General features: G+C 46.7%; 6 protein-coding genes. 4 read left to right on the top strand and 2 right to left on the bottom strand.

Annotated elements, in window-relative coordinates; translation table 11 throughout:
- The first annotated feature begins 30 nt into the window (after positions 1–30).
- A complete protein-coding gene (locus MHH56_RS27230) occupies positions 31–894 on the top strand; it encodes a hypothetical protein (RefSeq protein ID WP_339204769.1) in 864 nt (287 codons plus the stop codon).
- A gap of 55 nt (positions 895–949) precedes the next feature.
- Here MHH56_RS27230 and MHH56_RS27225 read toward each other — a convergent pair whose 3' ends face one another.
- The gene (locus MHH56_RS27225) at positions 950–1,306 is read right to left on the bottom strand and encodes a helix-turn-helix transcriptional regulator (RefSeq protein ID WP_076269086.1); all 357 of its coding nucleotides are present in this window, start codon (positions 1,304–1,306) and stop codon (positions 950–952) included.
- Between the two features lie 707 nt (positions 1,307–2,013).
- Between MHH56_RS27225 and MHH56_RS27220 the strand changes: the two genes are divergently transcribed.
- Complete coding sequence (locus MHH56_RS27220) at positions 2,014–8,901, top strand: S-layer homology domain-containing protein (RefSeq protein ID WP_339204767.1); 6,888 nt, start codon at positions 2,014–2,016, stop codon at positions 8,899–8,901.
- Positions 8,902–8,974: 73 nt separating this feature from the next.
- On the opposite strand, the gene MHH56_RS27215 is transcribed toward MHH56_RS27220, so the two are convergent.
- Positions 8,975–10,144 (bottom strand): hypothetical protein, encoded by a 1,170-nt coding sequence (locus MHH56_RS27215; RefSeq protein ID WP_339204766.1) that lies wholly within the window; start codon positions 10,142–10,144, stop codon positions 8,975–8,977.
- Between the two features lie 144 nt (positions 10,145–10,288).
- Between MHH56_RS27215 and MHH56_RS27210 the strand changes: the two genes are divergently transcribed.
- Positions 10,289–11,227 (top strand): VanW family protein, encoded by a 939-nt coding sequence (locus MHH56_RS27210; protein WP_339204765.1) that lies wholly within the window; start codon positions 10,289–10,291, stop codon positions 11,225–11,227.
- A gap of 162 nt (positions 11,228–11,389) precedes the next feature.
- A complete protein-coding gene (locus tag MHH56_RS27205; RefSeq protein ID WP_076269083.1) occupies positions 11,390–11,677 on the top strand; it encodes a HesB/YadR/YfhF family protein in 288 nt (95 codons plus the stop codon).
- Positions 11,678–11,913: the final 236 nt, after the last annotated feature.

The raw sequence follows: 11,913 nt of genomic DNA, 5'->3' as shown, positions 1-11,913 counted from the left end.
ATTCAAAACGGAAGGTGGTATGAGCATAATATGAGCAAGCATCATGCAAGGAAGAAACGGCGTCCGCGGCTTCAGAAGCCGGATACGATTAATATTATTTTAGGCTCGTTAACGCTTATTCTATTATTTGTGTGGGGCGGTCTCTATTGGAATGAATCCTCACAACAATCACTTATTGTGAATGCGAATGGCGCAGCATTAAACGAGCAAGCACAGCTGAGTGAGGAAGAACTGTATGGGACAGCGCCTGAGAAAACGAGTCCAACTGTAGATGGCGTACCGCCAACGACTGACAAAACCGGAAAACCAGTGGAACAGGTGGCGGGTAAGCCTGCTGGAAGTGGAGGGGAAGCTGTACTGCCGGAGAAAGAGGCGGATAAGCCGGCTGGGGAAAATGAAAATCCTTTGCCCGTTCAGACGACGAAGCCATCAAGTACAACTAAACCGAACAAAGGGACGGAGACGAAGCCGAATGATGGTTCAACGTCAACGCCAACGACAAAACCAAAGCCAACGCCTTCGCCTGATCAGCCAAATGTGCCGGAAACGGAAGCTCCAATTACGTCAACGGAAAAGTATGAGCAGCAGATTGTCCAGATTCAAGCTAAGTGTACGCAGGATATGAATGATGTATTGGCAGGAGCGGAAACAAGTGTTGCGCAATTGGATATGTCTGACCCTTACGCGTTTCAGGAGTTAAGCCAGAAATGGATGGACGGGCTTTCGAAGGTGGAAGCGACATGCAGTACGAAAATGCAGGGAATTATTGCACAAGCAGAAAAGGATAATGTGGAGGCAGAAATTACGGATAAGTGGGAGCAAACGTTCAGCGATCTCATGCTGCAGCTTCAAGGGCAATTCGAGGCGAAGCTGCTGCAATTGATGGGCGGTTGAAGCTAAGAACGTTTGGAGTTCCTTATTTTAATCAAATATAGATATAGTGGATAGATCATTCATCCTTTGGCAAGGTGCGATCGCGGAGTACACGTTCGAGCAAGTTGCGAATTAAATCCAGGTCGTCCTTTTCCAAAGGAACCCCATCCCAGTGCAGCTGATCATAATTCAAATATTCCTTCGCATTATGATTGAGCTCAATTGGCGGCTCAGGATAATCAGTAAGCCCAAGAAGATAATCAGCGGAAGTGCGCAGCTTGCGTGAAATGGTTTGAATGGATTCAAGAGTCGGCTGTCGATAGCCGGATTCATAGCCTGCATAGGTGCTTTTCGCAACTCCTAAATAATCAGCAACTTCCTGCATCGTTAATTTCCTCGATTTACGCAGCTGTTTAAGGCGCTTCGCAAACATCAATATCCCCCTCTCCAACGTCATAATGTCTATTTTAAATGATCATATTGCTTGCAAGGTAAATGCACACATAATTATATCATGTTTTCCAATTGCATGTACAAATCCGAACACTAGCTTGTTGTAAGCAACCTTACAGCCGCCAAAAAGTTCCGCTCCGACTGCGAATTGACTCCTTAAGCACATCTATGTGCTTATAACCACCAAACTCATGATACTTCAAGGCTCTAAGAACATATACGTGCTAACAGCCAATTTAGATCACTATTCCAACGCTGGTTTTACTCCATAAGCACATATATGTGCTTACAGCCGCCAAACTCATGATACTTCAAGGCTCTAAGAACATATACGTGCTAACAGCCACCATAAATCCCCACTCCAACGGCCCACCTAACTCTATAAGCGCATATATGTACCTACAGCTACCAAACTAACATAACTTTAAGGCTTTTAGAACACCGACTTGCCTACAGTCACCTTCACTAATCAACAGCCCTGTATGCCGCCGCCGAAGTCTGTCGTTTTTGCAAAAGTTGCCTAAATACACGGATATTTGAACAATCATTATGGTTTTTTCTAATGAAAGCGCATTCTTTATAAGAGTACTATTAAGAGGTAAATATTTCTTGCCAAAAATTTTGCGTGATTGCTAGAAACGTTTACAGCTTATTTTAGCCCATTTATGAAAGGGGAACAAATGCTGAATGAGTAAGCGATTGAAACGGAGCATGTCGTTAGTGTTGGCAGTAGTTATGGTTTTCTGCACGGTTGTTGCTGGATTTACAAATGAGCAAGCAGAGGCCGCGCAAACTGCACAGCCGCAGATGTGGAAGTTTGATTTTGGTTCAGCGCCAGCACCTGCTGGAAGTACAGGTGGTCCTGTCGCGGATGGTTATATCGGTATTACTGGAACGACGCTTTATACACCTGAGAAGGGCTATGGTTTGGATATGAATCTTGCTTCTCGTTTTCGAGGGGCAGAGTCACCGGATAACGTAATTAACGATTTTGTTTTGGGAGGAACCAATGTTCCTTTTGTATTCAAAGCGGACATACCTAATGGCAACTATAAGGTCACGCTTTATTCCGGTGATCTTCTTCAAACGACTTCTACCTACAAAACGAAGGTAACGATTGAGGAAGTAGCCGGGGATTCTATCAACTCTCGTAGAGCTGTAGAGAGCAAGGTTTATAATGCTTCAGTCGCAGATGGACAATTTAATATTCAACTGACAGGCGATGGAACATTCAGTGTTTTGAACGCTGTTATCATCGAGCAAGTACTTCCTTCAGCGCCTGAAGGACTCATGCTGACGAGTATAAGCGCAAATGGCGTTTCAATGAAATGGACAGCTGTCACAGATGCGGTTTACTACCATATATACCGTACGACTGGCGGCAGTGAGCCAAGTGCGCCGATTGCTGAGCAAATCAAAGAAACGAGCTATTCCGATGCTAATGTAAGTGTGGGGGATAGCTATACGTATTATGTTTCGTCCGTCAATGCCTTTGGCCAGCAATCGCCTTTAAGCACAGCTAGCGAGGCTGCCTTGATTCCGATGCCGCAGTCTCCTGTTGTCCCCATCAATCTAGCAGTTACCGAAGTGAATGCCGCCTCTATTCGGCTTGCTTGGGGAGCTTCTGTCGGAGCGGCGAACTATGTCGTATATCGTTCGGATGCAGTGGATGGGACGTATGGTGAGATTGGCCAATCAGCTGCATTGTCGTATATCGATCAAACTGCGAATACCGCTATCGTACAATATTACAAAATAAAAGCACGGAATGGACAAGTCTTGTCCGACTACTCGGCTTACGCGGCAAGCACCGTGTATGTGCCGCCGGTTGTATTGCCGGATGGAGATGTAAAACGTTTTGATTTTGGAAAAGGTTGGGCAGCTGATGGTTATGTTTCCGTTTCCTCTGCTGCTGCTTATTCCGCGGAGCGAAAATACGGGTTTGGTGATCCGGCAAAGGTAAGCTTCGTCGACCGCGGCACAGCGGATGCGCTGCGCTCGGACTTCAGCATCGTAAAGGACACATCCTTCATTGTAGATCTGCCGAATGCAGATTACACAGTGTCTCTTATTGCAGGGGATCTGAATGACGTAACGGATATTTCAATTACAGTCGAGAACATGGAAAAGGTAAAACGACTGGACGGCAATGCGGTTAGGCCAGCAGGTCAATTTCTTGAAATGAGCTTTGATATTGCGTTGGTAGACGGGCAGCTGAACTTCGAGTTTGCGGGTACTGCTCCAAAAATCAACGCGCTCGTCATTACGAAAAAAGCGGAGCGTACACCAGGCGAGCTGCCTACTATTTATCTAGCAGGTGATTCTACTGTACAAACGTACGATCCGTACTGGCTTCCACAAGCGGGCTGGGGACAAATGATTCCAAGCTTTTTCTCTGAAAATGTTATTTTCAAAAATCATGCGATCGGCGGTCGTAGCACCAAAAACTTTATATCCGAAGGCCGCTTGGACGAGGTGCTGAGAGCTATTAAGCCGGGCGATTATTTCCTCGTGCAATTTGGTCATAATGATGCAACGATTAGCGTTCCGGATCGTTATGCATCTCCAGCAGATTACAAAAACTATTTGAAAACGTATGTAAACGGCGCGAAGCAGCGCGGAGCAACGCCAATTCTTGTGACGCCGATGGGCAGGCGCAGCTTCAACGCCGAGACTGGAAAGTTTAACGTCAGCTTCCCAGAATACGTGCAAGCGATGAAGGAAGTTGGGCAGGAGCTTGATGTTAATGTGGTCGATTTGAGCACGCTGAGTATTGCGTATTACGATTCAATCGGTCCAGCAGCAACGTTATCCGTGTTCCTTCATACGCCAGCTGGAGTATACGGAGCATTCCCGAATGGGTCCGCTGATGATACGCATTTCCAAGAATATGGCGCCATTCAGCTCGCGCGTATGCTTTCGGCAGCGATCAAGCAGCTGGATTTGCCACTGGCTCAATCCGTAAAAGAAATTGAATTGCCAGCAAACGTGCCAGCTAAGCCGACCAGCCTTATCGCTGGAAGCATAAGCAATGCAGGAGCATTGCTCAAATGGGACAAAACAGCAACGGCGGATATTTACAAAATCTATCGCAAGCTTTCCTCAGAGCCGGATAGCGCGTATGCCATGATTGGTACTTCTACACTTCCGACGCTGAATATGGGCGGACTTGTTGAAGGGAACAGCTATCATGTTTATGTGACAGCAGTGAATGGCAAAGGAGAGTCTGCGCCATCCGATCCCATCTTTATTCAAACGAAATCGGCATTGTACAAATATGATTTCGGAACGATTGGCGGAGTAGTTGAGGCTGGTTATACCGAGGTTACTCGCAATACGATCTACACCGCTGAACGCGGATATGGCATAACGGATAGCACAGGTATGATAGATCGCGACCGCGGAGCGGGTACGGATGCGCTCAGACGAGACTTTGTTGCTTATTTTGGCAATAGCTATGAATTCAAAGTAGACCTGCCAAACGGTTATTATTCAGTCAAGACCTATACGGGGGACTGGATCGGGTCAACGAAAACGATTATTAATATTGAAAATAAGGATTATGGCACGGTATCATCTGGCAAGGAAAATATTGCTGAACGGGTGTTCAACATGATTGCCGTTAAGGACGGACAGCTGAACATGATCCTCAGCGGTCAGACTGCTCATTTGAATGGGGTTGAAATAACGCCGCTGCTTCTAGCGCCTACGAAGCTAGAGCTAAACGATCTTGATTTGAGCAGCAATCCAATTAAGGCGGAGCTTTCATGGACAGGAGTAGCAGATGCTGTAAAATATCATGTTTATCGCAAGGCTACTGTCGCAAGCAGCGCTGAGCTGCTAGGCGTGACGACGCAACCAACGTTTATTGATACTAGCGCGGATGTTGGCCTTGAGTACGTATATTCGGTGTCGGCAATAGACAATACCGGATTTGAGTCGGTGACATCTAATTTCCTGCAGGTGTCCATGATTGATCCGAATGTGGAGAAAGCAGCGATTCCAACAGGCCTTGCACTTGCTTCCATTCACAAAAACGATATTAGCTTCACTTGGGATGCTGTTCCACAGGCAAGAATGTACAATGTGTATCGCGCCAAAGAAGCGAATGGCCCTTATACGTTGATTGGAAAGTCATCTACGGCATCTTATACCGACAACACCGTTTTGACGACGATTCCTTATTACTATAAAGTGGCTTCTGTCAATGAGGGCGGCATTTCTGAGCTCTCGGATGCTTTGGAGACACAGGCGATTACAACGCTTATTCGCGCAATGGAGTATCTGGATCGTTCGCCTGTCGCCATTAAGACGGAGAACGGCAACTATTTGGGATGGCGTATGTTAGGACTTGATCCAGAGTCAATCGGCTTCAATGTTTATCGTGACGGCATCAAGCTTAACGATGAGCTGATCACGAAGAGCACGAACTATGTGGATACGGCGGGTACAGACACATCCTTGTACCATATTACATCGGTGCTGAGCGGTGTTGAGCAGGCTGCGACCAGCAGCTTCGGCGTTTGGCAAAAGCAGTACAAATCAGTGCCGCTGCAGAAGCCAGCCGATGATTATACGAAGGACGGACAGCCGTACTCGTATGCAGCGGGTGACGCTAGCGTAGGGGATCTCGACGGTGACGGTAAATATGAGATTGTCATGTTATGGTCGCCATCCAACAGCAAAGACAATTCCCAAGCCGGTTATACGGGCATTGTGTATATGGATGCATATAAGCTTGACGGCACGCGGCTATGGCGCATTAATCTCGGACCAAATATTCGAGCAGGAGCGCATTATACACAGTTTATGGTTTATGACTTGGACGGTGATGGACGTGCGGAAGTCACGTTCAAGACAGCGGATGGTACGATTGACGGAACGGGCAAAGCCATCGGTGATCCTAGTAAGGATTATCGCAACAGCAGCGGATATGTATTGTTAGGCAATGAATATTTAACCGTATTCGAGGGCTTAACTGGAAAAGCGCTTGCCACAACAGAGTATGATCCGCCTCGCGGTGATGTTGCAGCGTGGGGAGATGCTTACGGCAATCGGGTGGACCGTTTTCTAGCAGCGGTCGCGTATCTTGACGGCGAGAAGCCGAGCTTAGTTTTTAGCAGAGGGTATTACACACGTACGGTGCTTGCTGCTTATGACTATCGCAATGGTCAGCTGACGAAGCGGTGGGTATTTGACTCTAACGATGAAGGAAACGGCTCCTTTGCAGGCCAAGGGAATCACAATTTATCGATAGGCGATTCAGACGGCGACGGCAAAGACGAAATTCATTTTGGCGCGATGGGTATTGATGACGATGGCAAGCCGCTCTACAATACGGGACTTGGCCACGGTGATGCGATGCATTTTGGCGACCTTGACCCTGAACGTCCGGGACTGGAAATATTCGCTGTACAAGAGCATAGCGACTCCCCATACGGGATGGATTTGAAGGATGCGCGTACAGGCGAAATTATTTGGGGTATTCATACCGGCGTAGATACGGGCCGCGGGATGTCAGCGGATCTCGATCCAAGATATTTGGGTGAAGAGATGTGGAGCGCCAATATTGTAAGTAGCGAGCATATCCCGGTTACAGGATTGTACAGCGCCAAAGGCGAGAAAATAACGACGAGCATCCCAAGCTCGACAAACTTTGGCGTATGGTGGGATGGCGATCTGCTGCGCGAGCTGCAGGATTATAATCGCATCGATAAATGGGATTATATGAATGCAAAAACGGTTAATTTATTGACGGCAGTTGGCTCCGCTACAAATAACTCGACGAAAGCGAACTCTAGCTTGCAGGCTGACTTGTTCGGCGACTGGCGTGAGGAGATCATGTTGCGTTCAGAAGACAGCAGCGAATTTAGAATCTACTCTACTGTGGATGAAACCGAATATCGTATTCGCACGCTGATGCATGATCCGAACTATCGTTTAGGAGTAGCTTGGCAAAATGTTGCTTATAACCAGCCGCCGCATCCAAGCTTCTATTTAGGAGACGGAATGGCGATGCCAGCAGCTCCAAATATTCAATATATTCAAGCGCTAGTTACCTCGATAACGGTAACAGCGGCAGGGCAAGCCGATTCTGTTAAGGTGGGCAGCACGCTCCAGATGAATGCAGAGGTTCATATGGATACTGCGGCTAACAAAAATGTAGTTTGGTCAGTTGTGAATGAGGATGGCAGCTCTACTACTCTGGCAGCAATCGGAACAGATGGCCTGCTTCATGCGACAGCGGAAGGAAAGGTAACCGTCGTAGCGACGGCTGCGGATGGATCGGGTGTAAAAGGGGAGAAAAAAATTACCCTGCTTGCAGATCCAGTCGTTTCACCTAGCCCAACACCGACACCAACTCCAAGTCCAAGTCCAACACCGGATTCACCGCCTGGTGGTACAGCGCCAACTCCAACGCCTGCTGGCAATCAAGTAACGGTTGAAGCAGTGACAGTGAACGGAAAAGCGACAGCGGTGGTAGAAGCTGCGGATCTCCAAAAAGCGATCGAAGCAGCAACAAAATCGCTCACCATTAAGGTGAATGCGGTAGGGTCTGCCAAATCAGTAGAGATCAGCATTCGTGGCGGTGCGTTTGCGGGCTTGAATACGAAGGATGCATTTTCTTTAACAATGGATACGGGCTCGGTAAAAGTAACCCTTTCGAACAAAGCACTTAAGGGTGCGCTTGGCGCAGGTACAGAAACGCTTAAACTATCAATCGATAGGATGGATACTTCTGGACTCTCCGAGGCTATTCGAGAGAAAGTTGGCGATGGAACCGTCTATGATTTCAATCTATATGTAGGCGATAAGAAAATAAGTGAATTCGCGGGCGGCAAGCATACACTTGAGATAAGTGTTCCTTATGTGCTTAAGCTAGGTGAGAAGCCGGGCAATGTGGTCGTATATTATATCGCAGACGATGGCAAATTCGAAATCGTTCGCAATGGAAAGTATGATGCAAAAACAGGGATGATCACCTTCAAAACAAATCATTTCAGCTATTATTCTAGCCTATACGCAGCATCTGCATTCACGGATCTGAATCAAGCTTTATGGGCAATCGATCCGATTGAAGCATTGGCAGCGCGCAGCATTGTTAATGGCTATGGAGATGGCAGCTTCCAGCCGAGTGGCGAGGTGACACGAGGAGCATTTGTGAAAATGCTGATGCTGGCATTAGAGCTAGAAGACAGGGAAGGAGTAAGCAGCTTTAGCGACGTGAAAGCAGGCGCATGGTACGCCAGCTCAATTGCCGCAGCTGAGAAGCTTGGCATAATAAAAGGCAAGTCTGACGGAACCTTTGGCGTCAACGAGCTTATCTCACGGCAGGATATGGCCGTTATGGCCTACCGTGCAGCTGAGGTGGCTGGCTTGAAGCTTGTGAGTGGAAGCGCAATTGCTTTCACCGATCAGGAGGAGATTGCCGATTATGCAGCCAAGGCTGTTCAGGAAATGCAGTCGACAGGCATTCTGAACGGCATGTCGGGTAATACATTTATGCCAAATGGTTGGAGTACAAGAGCACAAGCAGCAAAAGTCATTTATTCGATGATGAGAATGCTCGAATAAAATACGTCAACTGAGCAGATCCCTATAGCGAAGGAAAGCCGAATGATTCGGATTCCGCAGCTATAGGGATTTTTTATTCAATAATATCTTGAATATGCCATGGGGACTTAGCGGTTTCTCGTTTGAACATGAAGGTATAAACACTGCTTCGGCGAGGCTTATTCAGCTGATGGATCGATACAGGCAATCTTATTTCGGTCGTTAAAGCATCACCAAGCTCATCGGTGTGGATCTGGCCTTTGGATTTTGGCGGGATTTGCTCTCGTATGGAAACGAGTGACTCCATAACATGTAAGATGGAAGCGAGCTTTTCCTTTGGCATTTCATTGGCGAGCGGAAGCAACAACTCATGGTCTTGATGATACATCGCTTCAACGAAGCTTCTAGCCAGAACGCTCGGCTGAACAGATTCGAAATAAGGTTTGATTTGTCCAGCAGCCTTATGTACCATCATTTGGTGCGCGGGGTCTGGAGTGTCTGATTTATGGGTGGAGCTGCCTAGAAAATGAATGCAAAAGTGTCCAGAGAAGCCGTTCTCTGGAATGCCGTCACCGCCATGCGGCATGCCATTCATAGAAGCAGCGATCCAGGTGTCGCCGGAGTGGACGAGTATGGCCTTTCTTTTCCAGCTCCATTTGTCATTATAAATTTGCTTCATAACACGGGAATCCTCTTTCGTTAACGGCTGTACATCTGCATGATCGCTGCCTGCGCGCCGTTGTACATGGAAGGTTAATCCCGTTTCCAGCTCCGTCACAGAAAACATGCTTTTTTTAGGCAAAAGCTCCGTTGCTTGCTGCCATGTCAACAATTCCCCGTAATGCTGTGTCCGCAACCCTTCGGCTAACCGAACCAGCTTCTTAGCCAGCTTGTCAGGCAAAATTATTTTTTCTGCTTTTGCTTCATTCCAGAGCTGTCCAGAGCGATCCAAGCGATAATGTACCGTTTCAGCAGACTTTAGTGTGATGTCTATATCGGAGTAATAGTCTATTTCAGCTTCAGGAACATGCTTGGATTGACGCAAAGCGGCATTCATTTCTTGGCTTTCGATTTGCAGCTCGCTCATAAATGAGGAGTGTTGACCAGAGCGGACAGTCATAATCATTATATGTTGCTGCTGCTCCTCATTTGATTTTTTGGGCTTCAACATCATCGTCTGTGCAGCGGCATCGTTGGCTTGTAAGGTTAACAGCGATATAAGAACGAAAATAACAACAGCTGCTTGTCTCAAGATCCGGGTCATAAGTTGTCCTCCTCCAATCCCAATTGTCGTTATCTTTATATTCAGCCAATTTCCCGTTAATTATGTGGTCACCGCGTATGCATGCTTCTGCCTAAAATGATTCATACTAGCACGGATACTACCGTATAGGGGTGATTAACGACAATGGGATTGCCGTGGATTCTGGCCATATTGTTTTTGTTCCAGCAAGGAGCATATTCTGATTCTTTAGTTATCGAGCATGAAGGCCATGCGATTTCGGAAATGAAACGTGCACAGTATAGCGATTCGATGACTGGCATTCCGCTCGTTAATCAAGAGAAGCTTGATAAATTTATGGATGAGCTTGATAAACGAGTGCAGAAGCCTCCTATTAACGCAGCGCTTGATGGAGCGGGGAGAATCATATCCGAGCAGACAGGAAGTAAGCTTAATCGGAAAGCGTTCGAGGAGCTGTTTTACAGCTTTATTTTTGAAGGGGAATTATTAAAGCTTGAGGCTCCTATGCTAACGACTTATCCGAAAGTAGACAGCGAGCTGCTCTCAAACATCAAAACCAAAAAAATTGGACTCTATGCTACATACTACAACTCACGAAACAAAAACCGTTCTCATAATGTTGAATTAGCTGCGAAAGCAATTAATAACCATGTCGTTTTCCCGGATGAACGGTTTTCTTTTAATGAGGTTGTTGGCATGCGGACAAGGGAAAAAGGGTATTTGCGTGCTCCAGTCATTGTGAGGGGAGAGGTTTCGGAAGACGTCGGCGGTGGTATTTGTCAAATTTCATCTACCCTCTTTAATGCGGTGGATCGGGCAGGACTCAAAATTGTTGAGCGCTACTCACATAGCCGGCATGTCAAATATGTTCCGTCAGGCCGCGATGCGACGGTAAGCTGGTATGGGCCGGATTTTGTGTTTCAAAATAAATATGATCAGCCTATACTTATTCGTGCTTATGCGCAGGGAGGGCAGGTTAGCATCGTTATTTGCTCTTCGGAAGACGTTAATGCAAAAACGAGACAAGTGCCCAGCGCTTCAAAAAAATTGCCTGAGGAAATCAAGCTGGAGATGGATGCTGGCGGCTCGGAGCCAAAAAAATAAACATAAAAGTTTAGGTTAGTGACTGCCGAATTGGCAGTCTTTTTATTATGTAATTTATTGCTAGATCTCAATTGCAAAGGCAGTTTGGTACGTAAGGGTTGACACCGCTAAGCGATTTCGTGATGATGGAGTAGAGCATGTAGCGGAAGGAGCTGACCTAAGATGAATTTAATAGTGGAACAACCAGCAGCTCGCTGGTACAAAAAAGAAATGGGTCTTTCCGATGGTGAAGCGATTCGTATTTACGTTCGCCTGGGCGGCTGCGGCAGCGTTCATCCAGGACTTTCACTTGGCATTATGAAGGATGAGCCCAAGACAGCGGGACTTCGTGATGTCGTAGAAGGTATTACCTATTTTATAGAAGATGATAATCTGTGGTATTTGGATAATAAGACGCTTCGCATTTCTTTTGACGAGAAGTATGAAGAAATTAAAATGGTTGTGGAATAACCACATGGCATAGCAGGACAACAAAAAAGGAGCAGCTCCAATAGGTCATAAACCTTAAGGAGCTGCTCCTTTTTTGCGTGTTGGCGCTTATTTGCTACTTATCAAGAGGCGATTCTGCTTCAGTTTTGTCCTGGCATGAGCTTTTTGAGCAATTGCAGCATTTGCCGTTATGACGATGACCAGCAGCCTTGTCTTTATCATGCGGTGCTCCGTTTTCTGTATTATCCTTGTTATCC

The sequence above is a fragment of the Paenibacillus sp. FSL K6-3182 genome (assembly GCF_037976325.1).
Lineage (GTDB): Bacteria > Bacillota > Bacilli > Paenibacillales > Paenibacillaceae > Pristimantibacillus.
Note: the sequence above shows the minus strand (reverse complement) of the source record. Positions and strands in the feature narration are given on the sequence as shown.